Origin of the sequence: Enterococcus sp. AZ063 (assembly GCF_051715045.1) — a bacterium.
In the GTDB taxonomy this organism is placed as follows: domain Bacteria; phylum Bacillota; class Bacilli; order Lactobacillales; family Enterococcaceae; genus Enterococcus_D; species Enterococcus_D casseliflavus.
Genome location: NZ_JBIOTA010000001.1, coordinates 775,356 through 794,546, shown reverse-complemented (window position 1 = coordinate 794,546; position 19,191 = coordinate 775,356). Strand labels below are relative to the sequence as shown.

Genomic DNA, 19,191 nt, shown 5'->3' with positions numbered 1-19,191 from the left:
TTTTTGAGGAGGAAAAAGTATATGACATGGATGTATTTATTTTTAGGCGGCTTTTTTGAAGTGGTATGGGCCTCGACTATGAAGCTAAGTAATGGATTTACCCACTTTTGGTATAGTGTCTCTACACTACTCGGAATGATTTTCAGCTTTGGCTTCCTGGCTTTAGCGGTAAAAAACTTACCATTAAGTATTGCTTACCCCGTTTGGACAGGGATCGGCGCAGTTGGTTCGATCATTATCGGCGTCGTGTTCTTCAAAGACCAGCTATCCCTTCTGACTTGGGTGTTCGTTGCTTTATTAATAGTCGGGATTTTGGGCATCAAGTTTACCAGCGGACATTGATGATATCTAAAAAAACAGCCGTCAGTTCACTTCTGGCGGCTATTTTATGGCAATTCATTCAGTTTCAGTATAGATATAGTTAGCTTAAGTATAATTAAACTTTACTTTTATATAACTATGGTTTACAATGATTTTGGGAGGTGATCGTTTGAAGGAAGATTTTGGCGACTCTATTGCTAATAAAGTATATGAATATCGGGTGTTAGCTAGGCATACTCAGCAAGAACTTGCGGACAAAGTAGGTGTTTCAAAACAAACGATTTTTGTCATGGAAAAAGGCAACTATACGCCAACGCTTTTATTAGCCTATCGTCTAGCGAACGTTTTTCAAGTGGACATCACAGATTTATTTACTTATACAGAAGGAGAGAGGAAATATGGTCATTAAATCACTTTCAGATATTCCCAGCGCATTATTTTACCGTCTGAAAACATGGGCAGAATATTCTAATGCCAACTGGAACCTATTGCTAGGTATCGGCATGCTTTTACTGATTTTTGGCATTGCTTTGGTTTATGTTTACACTAAAAAAATTGGCAAAGAAGATGAACATTCGCAAAAAATTTATTACATCTCCACCATTGCGATGCTGCTAACGATCGTCTTTTTAGACATTCTCTTTCCAAAAGATTACATGTGGAATCAGTTTTTCCTTTACAAGTATGCTCTGGCTTTTATAGTGAGCGGGCTGAGTTTGGTTTATCAGTATAGAAAACAATTTTTATAAAAAACAAACTCGGTCCCTTTAAGATGGGAACCGAGTTTTTTTCTGTGATCAGTACCTGTTCATAGATCACTCACTTTTTATTCACAGAAGTAAAGCAGAAAAACTGTAAACAATCGTCACATTCGAAAATTGTTTGCAGTTTCCTACCTCTAATTCAGTATAAGCAACACTCGATCAAAGCTTCTTCAACCGTTTCTTTGATCCTTCTTATTATGATTTACTCACTCTTTCTTTTTGAGCGTTTCATAAAGAGACCTAATAGTGATGCGACAACCAATGCCACTCCTCCATACAAACCGTACGGTGTTGCTTGTTCACCTGTTTTCGGAAGAATTTTTCCACTAGTTGCTGTTTTTGTTGTTTCTGGTACTTTAGCCGTTGGTTTCTTATCAGTAGACGGTGTCGTAGCTTCTGGTTTTGTCTGATTATTTGGTGTGTTACCTGGCTCTTTTGATGGATCTGTCGGATTGGTTGGATCGGTTGGATTTTTTATATACGTCACAGTCAGTTCCCTATCTTCATCTTCCACAGTCAATCCTGTTTGTTCTTTGACCGTCGTAACATCTGCCGTGTAGCCATCAATATTCTTGCTTTTCACCGCATCAAAGGTCGTATCATTGTTTTTCGCTTGCCATTCTCCATAGGTATTTTTCCCTGTTGCTTCATTGGTAATGACTGTGCGTGTGAAAGTGACCGTGTCTACTTTATCTGGCGCGGCTTCTTTGCCGTCCTCGTAAACATAATGGATCGTTTGGTTCACTTCTTTGGTTTCTGTAGACTCAGTCATATTTGGCGAATAAGTAACAGTCACTTCACGATTTTTGTCCTCTGCAGTCAAACCTGTGACTTTCTCAACTGTTTTTTGATCTGCAGTATATTTGTCAATTGTTGGACTCTTCACTTCATCAAACGTCCTGTCATCATCTTTGGCTTGCCATTGACCAAAAGTTTTATCACCTGTTGCTTCATTCGTTGTCACTGTGCGTGTAAAAGTGATCGTGTCTACTTTGTGTGGTGCGGCTTCTTTGCCGTCCTCATAAACATAATGGATCGTTTGTTTCACTTCTTTGGTTTCTGTAGACTCAGTCATATTTGGCGAATAAGTGACAGTTACTTCGTGGTCTTTGGCGTCGGCTGTCAAACCTGTGACTTCCTCAATGCTTGTTTTGTCTGCATGATAGTTCTTGATTTCAGGACTTTGCACTTCATCAAACGTTGTATCATCATCTTTGGCTTGCCACTCACTGTAAGTTGTTTGATTAGTCGCAAGATTTGTGGTAATTGTCCGCGTGAAGATTACTTCATCAGTATGATCTTCTACTGCTGATTCACCATTTTCATAATTATAATGGACGACTTGTTTGACTGTCTTTGTTTCCATTTTTGTTTCCGTTTTGACTGCATAGGTGACAGTGATTTCAGAATCTTTATCAGCTTCATTTACCCCTAAAACCTCCTCCACACTTGCTTTATCTGGTGCGTAGTTTTCGATCTCAGGACTTTTCACTTCATCAAACGTCGTGTCATCATCTTTGGCTTGCCATTCTCCAAAAGTTTTGTCACCTGTTGCTTCATTCGTTGTCACTGTGCGTGTGAAGGTGACCGTGTCGACTTTGTCTGGTGCGGCTTTTTTGCCGTCTTCATACATATAATGAATCGTTTGCTTGATTTCTTTGGTTTCTGTTGACTTAGTCATATTTGGTGAGTAGGTAACAGTCGATTCACGATTCTTATCCTCTGCTGTCAAACCTGTGACTTCCCCAATGCTTGTTTTGTCTGCGTGATAGTTCTTGATTTCAGGACTTTGCACTTCGTCAAACGTTGTATCATCATCTTTGGCTTGCCATTCTCCATAGGTATTTTTCCCTGTTGCTTCATTGGTTGTTACTGTGCGTGTAAAGGTGACCGTGTCGACTTTGTCTGGTGCGGCTTGTTTACCGTCCTCATAAACATAACGGATCGTTTGTTTGACTTCTTTGGTTTCCGTAGATTCGATCATGTTTGGCGAATAAGTGACAGTCACTTCACGATTTTTGTCCTCTGCCGTTAAAGCTGTGACTTTATCAATGCTTGTTTTGTCTGCGTGATAGTTCTTGATTTCAGGACTTTGCACTTCGTCAAACGTTGTATCATCATCTTTGGCTTGCCATTCTCCAAAAGTTTTGTCACCTGTTGCTTCATTCGTTGTTACTGTGCGTGTAAAAGTGACCATGTCTACTTTGTCTGGGGCGGCTTCTTTGCCGTCTTCGTACACATAATGGATCGTTTGCTTGACCTCTTTGATTTCCGTAGATTCGATCATGTTTGGCGAATAAGTGACAGTCACTTCGCGATCTTCTGATTCTGCAGTCAACTCAATGACTTTATCAACCGTTTTTTGGTCTGCATTGTATTTGTCAATTTCAGGACTTTGTACTTCATCAAACGTCGTATCATCATCTTTGGCTTGCCATTCTCCATAGGTATTTTCCCCTGTTGCTTCATTCGTTGTCACTGTCCGTGTAAAGGTGACCGTGTCTAGTTTGTCTGGGGCGGCTTCTTTGCCGTCTTCATAAACATAATGGATCGTTTGCTTGACCTCTTTAGTTTCTCTAGATTCGATCATGTTTGGTAAGTAAGTGACGGTCAATTCACGATTTTTGTCCTCTGCTGTCAAACCTGTGACTTTATCAATGCTTGTTTTGTCTGCGTGATAGTTCTTGATTTCAGGACTTGACACTTCATCAAACGTCGTGTCATCATCTTTGGCTTGCCATTGACCATAGGTATTTTTTCCTGTTGCTTCATTCGTTGTCACTGTGCGTGTGAACGTGACCGTGTCTACTTTGTCTGGGGCGGCTTCTTTGCCATCTTCATACACATAATGGATCGTTTGCTTGACCTCTTTAGTTTCTGTTGACTCAGTCATATTTGGCGAGTAAGTAACGGTCAATTCGCGGTCTTTGGTGTCGGCTGTCAAACCTTTGACTTCATCTATGCTTGTTTTGTCTGCGTGATAGTTCTTGATTTCAGGGCTTTTCACTTCGTCAAATGTCGTATCATCATCTTTGGCTTGCCATTCTCCAAAAGTTTTGTCACCTGTTGCTTCATTCGTTGTCACTGTGCGTGTAAAGGTGACCGTGTCGACTTTGTCTGGTGCGGCTTCTTTACCGTCCTCATAAACATAATGGATCGTTTGGTTCACTTCTTTGGTTTCCGTAGATTCGATCATGTTTGGCGAATAAGTGACAGTTAGTTCAAGATCTTCTGATTCTGCAGTCAACTCAATGACTTTCTCAACCGTTTTTTGGTCTGCATTGTATTTGTCAATTGCTGGACTTAACACTTCATCAAACGTCGTATCATCATCTTTAGTTTGCCATTGACCAAAAGTTTTGTCACCTGTTGCTTCATTCGTTGTCACTGTTCGTGTAAAGGTGACTGTGTCTACATTGTCTGGGGCTGCTTCTTTGCCGTCTTCATACACATAATGAATCATTCTCTTGACTTCTTTGGTTTCCGTAGATTCCACCATCTTTGGCGAGTACATGACAAATTCTTCAATATCTTCTGAATCGGCCTTTACGTCCATGACTTCATCGATAAATTCCCTATCTGTAAAGTAGTTGGCTATCTCTGGACTCTTGACTAAGTCAAAGGTTGTATCATCATCTCTTGCTTGCCATTCACCGAATGTTTCTTCGCCAGTGGCTAGATTCGTTGTCACTTCTCGAGTAAATTCAACTGTATCTACGTGATCTGGAGCAACTTCCGTACCGTCTTCATGCAAATAGTGAATGATTCGTGCGACAATTTTTCTTTCCTCATTGCTTTCTATTTTAGGACTATAGATATACGTGACCGTTTGCGGAACATTACTAAAGACAACCTTCTCATCACCGTGGACTTCCTTCAATATATAGTGAGGAATATCTTCAGGAACAACTTCAACTGTATCGCCAATATTTCCGCCAGTCAGTACATTAGGCGGCAATAATTCATTACCATCTTCATCTAAGTAATTGACCGTAACTGGTGCGGCTTCAATAAACCAAGGCTGCCATACATAGGTATCAGCCATCGTCGCGCCATCATAGGTCAACACTAGTTCCTCTGACTTCAATATGTGTTCACCATATGGCGCATCTACGGTACCTATCCCTACATTTTGCCAGTAACCGGTATAATAACTTGAATGGAATCCGTACATCCCACTCGGGTCAACCAAGTTCACCGGATAGGAATTGCCTGGCCAATTATTCCACCCAACAAAACTGAATTTTGGTCCTAATTTTAATTCTCTTAGATAGCGTACATTTGCTAAAAACTGGTTCATCCCGGCACCTAAAGAATTTATGACACCGGTGCTATCAAAATTCGATAAATCTAATGTAGATCCGCTATAACCATAAAACATACTATTCATCGTGGTTGCTTGACTCGTATCAAGATAAGTCAGTCCCACAATCTCATTCAATTGAGAGGGCACGGTGCCGTAGTGGGAGTAACTCTCAAACAAACCTGCCACATCGGCTGGCAAAATGACTGGCGCTGTGAGAACAACTTTTTTTATGACCATATTTTTAAGTTCTTCCGTTAATGGAATCACTTGATCCACCGCAGTTGTCAATGTACCTGCTCCTACAGTCAAAACCCCTTCAATATCTAAGGTTGCTGGCGCAGTCCCCCACATGCCCGTCCACAATATATTCTCTGCTAGCGCAGACTTTACTTCCTGACTCTCATCAACCGCCATACTATTTTCTGTGTCTTCTTCTGTACTGGCATTTTCTGCAGACTGTTCTGTTCGCTGATCAGGTTCCGTTTCTTCTACTTGAGTTGTCTCGACTGTTTCTTGTTCAACTGCTTTTTCTTTGCCACCCGTTTCAGAAGTGGTCGTTTCCTCCGTTACTGCTGGTTCGGAAACTTGCTGTTCAGAAAGATTCTCACTCGTACTCAGTGTTGCTTCCTCTATCTCTGAAGTGCTGATTGTTTCGGCCGCAGCAGGGATGCTAACAACTGCTTGTGTGACAATTGGGCTTCCCAAAATAAACACTGACGAACTAACAAGAAGACGCGACAATAGTTCTTGCTTCGCTGATTTTTTCATTACTGTTCCCTCTTTCAATTTAAGTGAATAAGCGCAGCGATACTCTCCCCAATGCAAAAAAGCTGCCCGTTGACAACTACTTCTTACTTCTATGTAATACGTTCGTTGTTCTCATTCCTTATGCCTGCATTATTACATGGTTCTCGGATCAGGACACGACAATAAACGGCTTGAAAAATACAAAAAAAGTCCTATTTTATAAAAAGAAAATAAAGGAATATGAAGGGGGCGATCGCTAAAAGTGTATACAAAATACAATAAATAACACGTTATTGTCAGACTACACTCTATTTTTAACTCTTTCTTCTCAATAACTTACCACACTGATGGGAGTTCTGTGATTCTAAAAAAGATGTGTTAGATTAAAAAAAGAGGACTGATTCCTCAGCCCCCTTTTGCTTTGTCTGCTTTTTAATCAATGAAGCGTAAGCAACACCGTTATTCAAGAAAACACTGGCTTACCATTACTTTTGCCGATAGGTAACCATAAAGAAACGTTCCGTTTTTCTAAAATGCTCTCTTTATCGCACTATCCCTTAAAAGCTATCGCATCAATTTGAAAAAGAATCCCCACCTCGCCAGAATGAGCAAATTCTGTCTGAATCGATTTTCTAACAGGAAATTTCCCATGGAAGGTTTCTTTTAAAATCTTTTCCATAATCGGAATATCAAAAATATTTTTGAAAAGTACATCCATCTTTACCACATCTGCTAGTGCCAAATCCACCAATTTTAATCGCTCTTCTAATTGCTTCAGTGCTCCTACAATCTGCTTTTCGATCGGCTCGCCAATATTTCCCACGCAATAGCCAACAAAAACAAAATTTCCTGCTTCGATCACGCCCGAAAGCGCCCATTCCTCATTAATATCGTAACGTTTTATCATTTTCTTCTTTACTCCTTTTGCGTTTGAGCCATTTTTTTCACTACTTTTATAAAAAAAACTTCTATGCCTATGTTTTGCCAAAACACAGGAAATTCAATGATTACCGCAAATGAATGTTTCGTTTTTCAACCAAAAGAAAAACTCCTAGGACTACCATCATGATGGAAAGAGCCATTCCTACAGAAAACTCATCACGACTTCCAAAATGAAGAATCTGCCAAAGCCTTGTCAGCTGCTTTACATTTGCGGCTTTTACGATCAGCTGTAAAAGATAATAGAGGAAAAACAATAGGGCAGTGACACCGAATGCTTTTGCTGCCGTGTAGCAAACAAGCGCTTTTTCTTGTTCATCTTTCGTTTGGACAAAGGCATAGTATACCCAATAGCCCCCATATATTGATGTAAGAATAGACACTGTTACGATAAAATACTTTGTAAAAATATACCCTGCTTCCCCGATACTCATACCCATTCCTTCTCTTCTAGTACATTTAGTGTTCATTTTATGATGCTCTTCTACTTTGGCTCATATTTAACAGCTTATTGATTTTTTCTTTATTGCTTCAGCCAGCCTTTATTTACGGCATCATCTATAAGTTTTCTAACATAGTCCCAAACTTCTGGCATAATTTCTTTGATGACCTCGTTTCGTTTTAATTCGCGTTCAACATCAATGTTATTTTCTATCCAGGTATTCCCGTCAAAGTAGTATATCTGCAAGACAGGCTGTAACCTATCGATAGCCGATGCATATTTTGCTTCTACGGTTGCCATTTCCTCAAACTCTTCTCACAAAGCCATAAATTCATCATATTGTTCACTCGGTAATGTAGAAAATAAACTTGTAGCTGCTTCCCGTTCTCGCTGTACTTTATCCAGGTACCCAGCTTCATCATAACAATAGGTATCACCTGCTTCGATTTCTACCATGTCATGAATAATTAACATTTTGAGTACTCGCAACAAATCCACTTGCCCTTCGGTTGCGACATGTTCTGCAAGCAATAGTGCACATAATGTCAAATGCCAGGTGTGCTCTGCATCATTTTCTCGTTGGTTTCTATCATAGATTAGTGTCGATTGTCTAAGGATGGATTTAAGCTTGTCAGCTTCGACAATAAACTGGATCCTTTTTTCTATTGCATTCATTTGTGACCTCCACTTATTTGTTAAATGAATTTATATCAAAGGTACAGCTTTTTTCCACAGTGCCTCCAAAGTTGCATAAAAAGACTGCAGCCTTTTCTTTTGGTAAAACAATTACTCCTGCACAAACCTTAATGGAGTCTCCCTTCAAACTTCCTACAACACTTTTTTCTCACGAATGATCTTTGTTGATACTTAAACTACTCCACGGAAAAATGCAATGAATGGGGCGTAGGCGCGATCAATGTCAGTCCACATCTTTCTTTAAAATAGGTTTTGCTATCTTGTTTCGCCACTTGCAAAATTTCTGCTTCAGCAAAAGGGACCACATTGTCACTCCCCCGCAATTCACTGCATTCCAAAATAATCAAAATCTCTGCTTCTAATGTATTGATTCTCGCATACTGTTCAAAAAAGTTCTCGTGATTGATTTCTTGGATCGCTCGTTTGATTTCGAAGCAATTGGCAAGAATCTTTTCTTTGAGTTCTGGAAACTCTTCCTTGAAAAAAAGCCGCTCCGTTTCTTCCATGTAGAAGTTTAAATATTCTTCCATTGAATGGATCTTAAATGCTGACTCCATCTTTAGCCCTCCTGTTCTATTGATTGGTGAATCTTATGTAAAATCCTGTTTATATGTTTATCGTTGTAACGAATACGTCGATGCGTACTCTATGGAAATATTGAAAGGAAATCGACCTTTAGGCTGAAATCACTAGCATTACGTTAAATAGAGGATTCGAACACTTTTTTTTCCCTTCGCTTTTTCGTAAAACGTTTCTGTTGACCGAGATCTTTATGCCTGCATTATTACATGTTTTTTAGGAAAGGAGACGCCAATCATTTGTTTGTTAGAAGCAAATAAAGTCCTGTTAGATACCTTCGGGTTGGATCGTATCAATTTTAGTTTCATAAAAGTAAACAAGCCCAAGAGCCGATTGAGCGATTGACAAACTACATAGGAAATCTGAGAAACGCTGTGCAAAACTTTTCGCTTCCCACTATAAAAAGGGAGGATTCTCTGGTTTTGAGAATCCCCCTTTTTTTCATACTGTGAAATTCACAGTTTTACGTATGTTTTTGACTAAACTCATTCTGGAACTTTTCAACTGCTTCAATCAGTTCAAGCCAGCGATCCCCCGTTGGAAAACTATTCCATTTAAAAAATTGGACGTTGGGGTTTTGGTCAATAAAAGCTTGCCGATTGACGGGGTAATCTGTCACGACAAAATCGGGATTTTCGGAAACAAATGAAAGTGTGTAACCGAACCAGCGTTTCAATCGTTCCTTTTGTCTGATTTCTTGGATTTTTCCGAATTTTGATTCGTGAAAAATACGAACCGTAGAACGATCAATTTTCGCTACCAGAGAAAGAAGCATACTATATTGAAAAAGCAAGCGATTGTTCGCTTCATACATGGTTGCAAAAATTGGTGATTGTTGCGCTAACGATTGGTACATCTCCTGAACAAGCGGAAAAATCTTAGGAAAGACACGGCGATAATCTTTGTCCGTGGTGCTTTTTCCAAAGGCATCGATCTTATTTTTCGATGCAAAAAGAAGCGAAACCGAATGAATATTCAAGGCATTGACCAACAAATAATCAATATTGCTTTCAGAAACGAGAAAAACTTTCTGAGCGTTTTCCGCAAATAGCCTTGCTGCAGCGATGGCTTGAGGAGAAAAATAAGCCCCAATTGTTAGCTGACTAGGAATCTCTTCAGGTAAGTACGTCGTCATGACAGAAAACATATAATACAAGAAGAGAAATTCTGTTTCTGGAAGCCCATTTAGAATCAAATTGTTTCTTAGCAATGGCTTGATCAGCTCTTCTTTAAATTCTTCAAAGGAAATCGTCAGATGCCTCATCTCCCTCATCTCTTGAGGAATCTCTTTTACAGGAAAGCCTCTTTTAAAACGATAAATACTCAATGCCAGCAATTGCACAAATTTCTCCTGATCAATCCCGCGATAAAAACTGGGATAACTTGTCAACTTTTTCTTCAATGTACTGACACTTTGTTTCGTCAATCCACTATAACGCGCGTTCGTTGCATCATAGATCTGCCAATACATGATGTGGAAAAAATGCCGAATGCGGTATTCTTCGCCCACAAAAAGCGGTTTTCTTTTTAGGTTCAATCGAATGTGATAATTTTCAAGAATCGTTTCTACTTCCTTTAGTTTTCTTTGAACCGTGCGATTGCTGACATAATGTTGTTGGGCGGTTTCTTCCAGCGACACATATTTATCACTGAAGAGTCTGTCTAAAATTTGAAATGGCATGCTTTCTGCTAGCATGACCGAATAAAGCTTAGACAAAAGAAAATTCGGCGCAAAATAAAGCGTCATCTCTCTACCTTCATGCAACGCAATCTCAAAATAAGGATACGCCTTTTGCAAATCGAGTGCTCGCTCAAAAACTAAGACGATTCTTCGTTTTGATAAGTTAGTCTTTTCAGCAAGGTCATTTAGTTTTTCACGCTCCACCGCCTGCTCAAAAAAATGCGCAAACAATTCATAAACATCTTGGTCTAATTTAGTTAAAAGAAATTTATACATAATAATACCTCTTAACTTTATTTTTAAGGTAATTATACTCCTTTCACGATCTATTTTCATTCAGTGTGAACTCATTGATTACTTATTTCATTTTATAAGAAGTTGTCTCTGAAACTATCACCTTCTGAATCATTTAGGATAAGCAAAAGCATGGCTACAACTACTTAGAACTACGAGTTACTGCATCTGGAGAGCATTGCTCTTTCTAACAGCTGGTTTAAGACGACAAAACAGTCCAAACCGCAATTTATCAAAAAATTATTTTATAATAATAAAAGTAAAAAAACGTATATTTTGCTACGATAATAAGAGAGTCGGTTTTTAGGAGTATTTACAATCGAATAGTTAGGTAGCCTTTGAGCATTTCAACAATTCCAAAAGCTTTTACTTTCTATCAATTACGCTTATATAAAGTTGAAAATTAGTACAGTTATTTTTAAAGTATCTTCGCCATAATCAAGCTAACTTCTTACATTATTTAAAAAGAATGGGGGGACAGGTGTTCATGCTTCGCTGAATGAACTGAAATCAATGAAAATATCAAAAAAAATAGTATGGTCAAGTGTTGCTAGTATTCTCGTTCTAATTTTAATAGGTCTCGCTGTCTTTTTCTCCCCTAGTAATAAAGCTGGGATCGTTGTCTCAAATGACTTTGGAAAGATCACCGTTCCGTTGCGAATAAATAGAACCTATTTAACTCAAACAAACACTGTCTTCTATCAGCCTGAAATACGCTCAGCCAAAACAGCTCTGGAGGAGGCGAATTTATTAGGAGAAAGTACACTTTCGATAAAAATCGGTGAGGAAGAAAAAGAAATTGTTTCTTATATTGATGCCAATGTTAAGAACTTCTCTCTAGAACTAAACGTGATAGACTATGACAAAACAACAGGAAAATTAGTCTTGACTATTGCCTATCGGGATGGATTGAATGATGAATTCAAGAACGTAACATTCGAAAGATAACTGATAAAAATCTCATATTCTCGCTCATAATTAAATAGGGTTAAACAAAGAGTATCCAGAAAATAATCAATTCTGGATACTCTTTCCTCTCTATTGAAAAGCTTTTAATTTTCAGTTTTTCTTTTTCGTCTCAAAATTACTACGAAAGAAAACAGAACAGTGATGACTCCCAAAAAGCCCATGATTCGTTGACCTGTAAGTTGTTCTCCTGTTGCAGGCAACTTATTTTTTGATTTGGTTTGTTTGTTTGTTTGCTTGCTGTTATTTCCTGAGCTATTCCCGTTCTCTTCTTCCGGCGTCTTGTTTTCTGATTCTGGTGTATCTTTTCCTGAATCTTCTCCCGGCTCATTCTCTTTATCAGCACTGTAAACATAAATAACTTCTTGGACGGCAGCACTGAAGGTACCTTTTGCATTTTTAGGCGTCTTTGAAACCCGCCAGCCAGATATTTCTTTGGCGTTGCTTTCATAAGACAAGCCAACTTTTCCACTAAGGATCGTTGGTTCAGCTAATTGATTTCCTTCCATGTCTTCATATCTTACGATAACCAGTGCTGCATCACTACGTTCATAGACATAGGTAACTTCTTGCGCATTTTCACTATAAGTCCCGTTAGCGTTAGTTGGCATTTGGGAAACATACCAGTCTGGGATGGCTTTAGCTTTACTTGTATATGGTAAACCTATTTTTCCACTCAATACTGTCGGTGCAGATAGTTGATTCCCTTCTTTATCTTCATACTTGACCGTAACTGGCGCTGCATCACTTCGCTCATAGACATAGACGACTTCTTGTGCCTTTTCGCTGTAAGTCCCATTAGCGTTAGTTGGTGTTTGAGAAACGTACCAGCCTGGGATTGCTTTGGCTTCACTTTCATATGGCAGACCTATTTTGCCATTCATTACGGTTGGTGCTGCTAATTCATTGCCTTCTGTATCTTCATACTTGACCGTAACTGGTGCCGCATTACTACGTTCATAGACATAAATTACTTCTTGTGCCGTTTCGCTGTAAGTCCCGTTGGCGTTAGTTGGTGTTTGAGAAACGTACCAGCCATTGATTGTTTTGGCTTCACTTGTATAGGGCAAACCTACTTTGCCGTTCAATATTGTCGATGTAGATAGTTGATTGCCTTCTGTATCTTCATACTTCACGGTAACTGGCGCTGCATCACTACGTTCATAGACATAAACGACTTCTTGAGCTGTTTCACTATAAGTCCCATTAGCATTGCTTGGCGTTTGAGCTACAAACCAGCCTGGGATCGTTTTGGCTTCACTTGTATAGGGTAACCCTACTTTACCATTCAATACGGTTGGTGTTGCCAATTCATTGCCTTCTGTATCTTCATACTTCACGGTAACTGGCGCTGCATCGCTACGTTCATAGACATAGACGACTTCTTGTGCCGTTTCGCTGTAAGTCCCGTTAGCGTTAGTTGGTGTTTGAGAAACGTACCAGCCTGGGATCGCTTTGGCTTCACTTTCATATGGCAAACCTACTTTGCCATTCAATACGGTTGGTGTTGCCAATTCATTGCCTTCTGTATCTTCATACTTGACCGTCACTGGCGCTGCATCACTACGTTCATAGACATAAACGACTTCTTGCGCGACATCACTGAAGATCCCTATCCTATCCCCTTGGATCTCTTTCAGTGTATAACCTGAGATATCCTTTTCTTCCGTAGTAAAGGGGTCGCCTACATACCCTGATAAAGTGACATTTGGTGCAAGCGTCTGTCCGTTTTCGTCAAGATACTTGACCGTAACATCTTCTGCAGTATTCACATACTTCACAGGTACTTGATAATTCACTAAATATTGAATGGTACCTGTACTAGCAGCTCTCTCGGTGGATAAACGATTAGGAACAAGAGAAGTGATTGACAAATAGTCAACATTGGCGGGAATATTTTTAAATTGAATTCCTTCTTCAGTCAGTTCAAACCCATCATTTTCATATAAGGGAAAGCTATAGCCATTTTTATCTATCCCCCGAATCGAATAAGAATACTTTTTGTTGGACAAAGAAGAGAGCAACGCATTTCCTTGGGTATCAACCATCATACGGTCTTTATAAAGAACATCAGATTGGCCATCTTTTACTAGCATTGGCTCTAATAGTATTTTCTCCTGAGTCATAATAGATAGTTGGGAATTTTGATGGTGTTCTGGAGATAGCTCTAACTTAGAAAAATCCGTCATGCTACTTGCATAGACCGTCAGATAATCTGTTACCCATCCACTAAGATATTGACCAACCCCAATTAATTCTTGGGCTGTCAAATAGGCATCATAATTTCCTATGTGGATATTTGAAAAAGATCCTTTTGGAAAAATCTGTGCTAGTACATTAGGACGGGTAAACAATGTTGCATTTTCCGCCATAGTGATTTTGGGAACATTCGTAGCAATAATAGATGTCGTATATAACGCCTGCAAGTTGCTAGCGTATTCTAAACCAGTAAAATCGACTACTGTGTCTTTGGCTAAAGAAGAAAAATCTAACTGTTTTAGATTCACCATATCTTCTTGAGTGATTGTATCAACTGTTTTGTTTAACCCTTTCGCTACCTCATTTTGCAAATTCTTATCTGGCATCCAAGCGTCTAATGAAACGCTGCGATTAGATACCTCTTTCATTTCCGCTGATGATTCAGTTGCCGAGCTAGCTGTGTCTTCACTTGAATCAGGGAGGTTTTTTTCTGTACTCTCCGTCGAGCCACTTTTCTCATCATCATTAACCACTTCTTGCGATTCTGAGTTACTTGTGGTGTCACCGTTGATTTCTTCTTTTATACGAGAAGAATCGACTGTTTCAGTAGTCTCCTCCACTTTTTCTAATGTTCCTAATGTCGTTATTTCTTTGTTTGATGGAATGGTTTCCTGTTCATCAGCCATAACTTGTGCCAAAGGTGCCAACACAGGCTGACTTAACAAGATCGCCAATGACAAATAGCCCCAAAATTTCCTTTTCATAACATTCTCCTTTTATATTCGTTTAAATACGATACGCTTTCCTATCTTTCACCTATCGACAAACTTCCCCTTCTGATGATGGTGACGACTTGTTAATTACAACTTTTAGACACAGGATACTCCTGTTCATTTTGATAGTATTACATGGTTCATCATTCTGAACACGTCAACATTTGTATCAGAAATGACCAAACTTGTCAGGTTTTAACAAACAGGTTATTCAAGCAAACAGATCGCTCACTTCACCTGCTCCTTCATGCTCCAAGTTTGGCCTCAGTTAGCGTTATAATCACTGATTTACATTGTTTTTTGAATTTACACAAAAAAAGAGACACATAACATGCATCTCTTTGGGCGGCCCATTGTAAGTTCAGCCTATTATTGATTTTTTACTAGTTATCCCGATACTCGATCGTCAATCCTTTTAAAAAGTTGCGGGCATATTTGTCTAAACATGGCTTGTAATTGCGATGGCCTTCTTTTCGTAAAATGGCGCCTAATTCACCTTTTGAAACTTTGACTCCCGCTTGCTGGAAAATGTCCAGCATTTCATCTGTTGTTAGGGAAAGGGCGATTTTTATTTTCTTCAGCATCAAATTATTTACATTGCCATTGTTCAACTCCAAGACAGGTTCTGCAGCATCTGGCTTTGTTCCTCGTTGCGAGCGAATCAAACCATTTAAGAAACGCTCAAAGGCTTCATTGGTACATTCAATCTCATAGGTCTCAGGGTCTTTTTTCTTCAACAATTGTTTTACTTCTTCTTTTGTGAAAGAAGCGCCGCCAAGTTCAAAAATTTTCACCATGTCGGTATCCTTGATATCCAAAGCATAGCGTAAACGCGTCAAGCGATCATTGTGATTCATTCTATACACCATCCATTTCTTAGGTTGATTATAACAAATAAACCTAGACGAGTAATCCCGTTTTCGCTTTTTTACTCTAAGAACCCATTGTTTTCGTTCAAATGTATATCGCTTCTCTCATTCTACTTCCTCCGCTATACTTGATTTAGGGAGTAAATTTATTCTAACAAAACAATAAACAAAAAAAAGCATCTGTTACGATGATGTTTTGGATTGCTTTATTGTTTTTATTTTGTATACAAAAAGGAGAGGAAAGAAATGAAGAAATACGGGAAATTTTTGGTGATGATTGGGGTATCGACGGTGATTATGTTTTGTATGATGTATTTCAATGTCTACGCCCTCGATCATATCTTTTTCAGCCAAACCCGACTGTTTATGGCACTTATGATGGGCGCGATGATGGCGATCATCATGCTGTTATTTATGTGGAAGATGTATGACAACAAGAAAATGAATATCGGAATTTTAGTTGTCAGTGTTGTACTCTTTTTTGGTTCACTGTTTATGGTCAGAAGCCAAACCGCCGTGGGAGATACGGCCTGGATGAAAGCCATGATTCCCCATCATTCGATTGCGATTTTAACCAGTAAAAATGCCGATTTGTCTGATCCAAGAGTAAAAGAACTTGCAGAAAAAATCATTGACGCACAGGAAAAAGAAATCAAGGAAATGAAAGAATTGATCGAAGAGTTGGAAAACAAATAGCCATTTTGTGTGCTCATTCAAAGAACCAGCAGATCAACTTTATCGCCACGGTTACGAAGCCCTTCAAGCAATGGCTGAAGGGCTTCTTTTTTATCGTCAGCTACTTTCTTTCTACTGAAAAATCCTGACCGTTATTGCATCCGTTCTTGTTTGACTTTCTTATCCACAACATGACGCTTGGCAAGCTCTTGGCGAATAGCCGCTAAATCAATCCCCATTTCTGCCATTAAAACCAATGTATGATACGCCAAATCAGCAATCTCATAAACGGTTTCTTGACGGTCTTCCTTCATCGCCCCAATTACGACCTCGGTTGCTTCCTCGCCGATTTTTTTTAAGATTTTCTCACTGCCTTTTTCAAACAAGTAGCTGGTATAGCTGCCTTCTTGCGGCGTATCTTTACGACCTTTTATCAGCTCATACAACGCATCGATGGTCGGAGAGGATTCTGTACCATAAAGCACCTCTGTAAAGCAGCTTTCTGTGCCTGTATGGCAAGCAGGTCCGTCTTTTTTTACTTTGGCGACTAAAGCATCTTGATCACAATCTGCGGTCAATGATACTAAATGCTGGTAATTGCCGCTGGTTTCTCCTTTGCGCCACAATTCTTGGCGACTGCGGGAATAAAAGGTCATCAATCGGTCTTTCAAGGTCAAGGTCAAACTTTCTTGGTTCATATAAGCCAAGGTCAAGACTTCATTCGTTTCCACATCCTGCACGATCACTGGAACCAATCCTTGTTCATCAAATCGTACTTGCACCATGTTATCCACTCCTTCTATTGCCTATCAAAACGCCAACGCTATACGATTCGTACGGGAATATCGACGGCCTGTAATTGTTTTTTCAGCGCCGGGATTTTTACCTCGCCATAGTGAAAAATTGAGGCCGCCAACCCTGCTTCAATATTTGGCAATTGAAACAGCTCGATAAAATCGGCACTTTTGCCAGCACCACCCGATGCGACGATCGGTAATTTGGTGATTTCGCTGACAGCTTTCAGCAAGTCTAAATCAAACCCCTGTTTCACGCCATCGGTATCCATGCTGTTGATGACTAGTTCACCAGCACCTAACTGCTCAGCTTGGCGAATCCATGCCAATGCTTCTAAGCCTGTATCTTCCCGTCCGCCTTTGGCAAACACATGCCAGTTCTCACCGACACGGCGAACATCAACGGATAAAACAACGCACTGGCTGCCATAGCGTTTCGCGCCTTCTGCAATCAACTCTGGTCTGCGAAGCGCCCCCGAATTGACGCTGACTTTGTCGGCGCCACAGTTTAAGACTCGTTCAAAATCTGCTACTTGATTGATGCCACCGCCCACCGTCAAGGGGATAAACACTTCTGACGCCACGCGCTGCAAAATGTCCGTGAATAAGCCGCGTTCTTCTGCAGAAGCAGTAATGTCATAAAAAACCAGCTCATCGGCGCCTTGTTCATTGTAAAAGCGCGCCAAAGTCACTGGATCATTGACATCTTTTAAGCCAGCAAAATTGACCCCTTTCACGACTCGCCCATCTCGCACATCAAGGCAAGGAATGATTCGTTTGGCGATCATGCTTCTGCCTCCCCTGCTGCTAAGACATCCGCCAATTGGAGACTGCCGTTATATAAGGATTTCCCGACGATCACGCCAGAGATGCCCAACTGTTTTAATCCTTTAATATCTGCCAATGAAGCCACGCCGCCAGAAGCCACGATGTCGCAATCCAATTGATTGAGTTTTTCGTATAGCGGCAGATTGATGCCTTCTCCTGTACCGTCACGCGAGATTTCGGTAAAGATGATCGTTTGCGCGCCCCATTCCACCAATTGTTGGCAAAAAGTAAACGCGTCTGTTGCCGTTTTCTCGAGCCAGCCTTCCACGGCCACTTTTTCTTCCTTGGCATCGACCCCAATCGCGATCTTATTGCCGTATTTCTTGAGCATCGCTTTTGTGAATGCTGGGTCTTTCTGGGCAATCGTGCCGAGGATCACCCGGTGAACGCCTGCTGCCAAACAATGCTGGATCGTTTCTTCCTCACGAATCCCGCCGCCAACTTCGACAAACAGATTGGTTTGCTGGACGATTTTTTTTGCGACATCAAAGTAATGGAGTTTGCCAGCTTTGGCACCATCTAAGTCGACGAGGTGCAGATAGTTGGCACCTTCTTCTTCAAATGAACGAGCAAATGCCACTGGATCATCCCCAAACACTTCTTTTTGCTCATAGTCTCCTTGGTACAAACGGACCACTTTTTGATCTAACAGATCAATTGCTGGAAAAATTTTCATAGCGGCACCTCCGTAAATGCTTTTAAAATCTTCAACCCGACAGCCCCACTTTTTTCTGGGTGAAACTGAGTGCCGAAGACATTGTCTTTTTGCACGATACCGGGAATTGCTAGACCATAGTCACTGTCTGCTATGACATACTCTTGGCAATCAGTAGCAAAATAACTGTGGACATAGTAGACAAAGTCTTGTTCCCCTAGCCCGCTGACGAGAGGACTTTCCTTTCTGACAGTCAGCCGATTCCAACCAATCTGCGGCACTTTCAGATTCTGTTTGGCTTCTTCAAAGGCGCTTTGCATGGAAACGATCCGTCCTGGAATCAAACCCAGCCCCGCATGTGTGCCAAACTCCTCACTGCTATCAAACAACAGCTGCATCCCTAAACAAATGCCTAAAAAGGGTTTGCCAGCTGCTGCCAATTCTTGGATCGGTTCGATCAGCGACAACTCTGCCAACTTTTGGCGGGCATCGCCAAAAGCGCCTACGCCGGGTAAAAGAATGCGGTCGGCAGCTTTTAATTCTGCTAGTGAACGCGTGATTTGGCAGTCAACCCCCAAATAATCCAGCGAACGAGACAAGCTGAACAAATTGCCGCCCCCATAGTCGATGATTGCTAACATAATACGCCCCTTTCCTTATCTC

General features: G+C 40.3%; 16 protein-coding genes and 1 pseudogene. 5 read left to right on the top strand and 12 right to left on the bottom strand.

What is annotated here, in order from left to right; all coding sequences use genetic code 11:
- The first annotated feature begins 21 nt into the window (after positions 1-21).
- The 3 genes from IGK61_RS03615 to IGK61_RS03605 all read left to right on the top strand — a co-directional run bounded on the left by IGK61_RS03615 (position 22) and on the right by IGK61_RS03605 (position 1,070).
- Entirely contained in the window at positions 22-342 is a 321-nt protein-coding gene (locus tag IGK61_RS03615; RefSeq protein WP_015509118.1) for a DMT family transporter, read from the top strand.
- Between the two features lie 148 nt (positions 343-490).
- Entirely contained in the window at positions 491-730 is a 240-nt protein-coding gene (locus IGK61_RS03610) for a helix-turn-helix transcriptional regulator (RefSeq protein WP_438844689.1), read from the top strand.
- Positions 720-1,070, top strand: a complete 351-nt coding sequence (locus IGK61_RS03605) for a hypothetical protein (protein WP_015509116.1) — start codon at positions 720-722, stop codon at positions 1,068-1,070. Before IGK61_RS03610 ends, IGK61_RS03605 begins: the two co-directional genes overlap by 11 nt.
- 217 nt (positions 1,071-1,287) lie before the next feature.
- Here IGK61_RS03605 and IGK61_RS03600 read toward each other — a convergent pair whose 3' ends face one another.
- From IGK61_RS03600 to IGK61_RS03575, 6 genes and pseudogenes are all read right to left on the bottom strand, one after another.
- Positions 1,288-6,159, bottom strand: coding sequence for a mucin-binding protein (locus IGK61_RS03600; RefSeq protein ID WP_275852007.1), 4,872 nt, complete (start codon positions 6,157-6,159; stop codon positions 1,288-1,290).
- 529 nt (positions 6,160-6,688) lie between these two features.
- Positions 6,689-7,045: a RidA family protein gene (locus IGK61_RS03595; RefSeq protein WP_015509114.1), complete on the bottom strand. Its 357-nt coding sequence runs from the start codon at positions 7,043-7,045 to the stop codon at positions 6,689-6,691.
- Between the two features lie 100 nt (positions 7,046-7,145).
- Positions 7,146-7,511 carry a hypothetical protein gene (locus IGK61_RS03590; protein ID WP_074536376.1) on the bottom strand — a complete coding sequence of 122 codons (366 nt, stop codon included), beginning with the start codon at positions 7,509-7,511 and terminating at the stop codon, positions 7,146-7,148.
- Between the two features lie 89 nt (positions 7,512-7,600).
- A pseudogene (locus IGK61_RS03585) lies at positions 7,601-8,194 on the bottom strand (HD domain-containing protein).
- Between the two features lie 197 nt (positions 8,195-8,391).
- Complete coding sequence (locus IGK61_RS03580; protein WP_005225213.1) at positions 8,392-8,772, bottom strand: DUF7006 family protein; 381 nt, start codon at positions 8,770-8,772, stop codon at positions 8,392-8,394.
- A gap of 485 nt (positions 8,773-9,257) precedes the next feature.
- Positions 9,258-10,751, bottom strand: a complete 1,494-nt coding sequence (locus IGK61_RS03575) for a helix-turn-helix domain-containing protein (RefSeq protein WP_086294614.1) — start codon at positions 10,749-10,751, stop codon at positions 9,258-9,260.
- Between the two features lie 531 nt (positions 10,752-11,282).
- Between IGK61_RS03575 and IGK61_RS03570 the strand changes: the two genes are divergently transcribed.
- The gene (locus IGK61_RS03570; protein ID WP_086294613.1) at positions 11,283-11,717 is read left to right on the top strand and encodes a hypothetical protein; all 435 of its coding nucleotides are present in this window, start codon (positions 11,283-11,285) and stop codon (positions 11,715-11,717) included.
- Between the two features lie 104 nt (positions 11,718-11,821).
- Here IGK61_RS03570 and IGK61_RS03565 read toward each other — a convergent pair whose 3' ends face one another.
- Both IGK61_RS03565 and IGK61_RS03560 read right to left on the bottom strand, forming a co-directional pair.
- Positions 11,822-14,698, bottom strand: coding sequence for a MucBP domain-containing protein (locus IGK61_RS03565; protein WP_167823077.1), 2,877 nt, complete (start codon positions 14,696-14,698; stop codon positions 11,822-11,824).
- A 392-nt stretch (positions 14,699-15,090) separates the two neighbouring features.
- Positions 15,091-15,564 carry a DUF1456 family protein gene (locus IGK61_RS03560; RefSeq protein ID WP_074536375.1) on the bottom strand — a complete coding sequence of 158 codons (474 nt, stop codon included), beginning with the start codon at positions 15,562-15,564 and terminating at the stop codon, positions 15,091-15,093.
- Positions 15,565-15,822: 258 nt separating this feature from the next.
- On the opposite strand from IGK61_RS03560, the gene IGK61_RS03555 reads away from it, so the two are divergent.
- Positions 15,823-16,272 carry a DUF305 domain-containing protein gene (locus IGK61_RS03555; protein ID WP_005225207.1) on the top strand — a complete coding sequence of 150 codons (450 nt, stop codon included), beginning with the start codon at positions 15,823-15,825 and terminating at the stop codon, positions 16,270-16,272.
- Positions 16,273-16,403: 131 nt separating this feature from the next.
- On the opposite strand, the gene hisIE is transcribed toward IGK61_RS03555, so the two are convergent.
- From hisIE to hisH, 4 genes are read right to left on the bottom strand one after another with little or no spacing between them, the layout of a single operon-like run.
- Positions 16,404-17,036 carry a bifunctional phosphoribosyl-AMP cyclohydrolase/phosphoribosyl-ATP diphosphatase HisIE gene (gene hisIE, locus IGK61_RS03550; RefSeq protein WP_010747556.1) on the bottom strand — a complete coding sequence of 211 codons (633 nt, stop codon included), beginning with the start codon at positions 17,034-17,036 and terminating at the stop codon, positions 16,404-16,406.
- A 38-nt stretch (positions 17,037-17,074) separates the two neighbouring features.
- Entirely contained in the window at positions 17,075-17,833 is a 759-nt protein-coding gene (gene hisF, locus IGK61_RS03545) for an imidazole glycerol phosphate synthase subunit HisF (protein WP_074536374.1), read from the bottom strand.
- Positions 17,830-18,549: a 1-(5-phosphoribosyl)-5-[(5-phosphoribosylamino)methylideneamino]imidazole-4-carboxamide isomerase gene (hisA, locus tag IGK61_RS03540; RefSeq protein WP_015509107.1), complete on the bottom strand. Its 720-nt coding sequence runs from the start codon at positions 18,547-18,549 to the stop codon at positions 17,830-17,832. Before hisA ends, hisF begins: the two co-directional genes overlap by 4 nt.
- Complete coding sequence (gene hisH, locus IGK61_RS03535) at positions 18,546-19,169, bottom strand: imidazole glycerol phosphate synthase subunit HisH (protein ID WP_438844688.1); 624 nt, start codon at positions 19,167-19,169, stop codon at positions 18,546-18,548. The genes hisA and hisH overlap by 4 nt, the downstream gene beginning before the upstream one ends.
- Positions 19,170-19,191 lie beyond the last annotated feature (22 nt).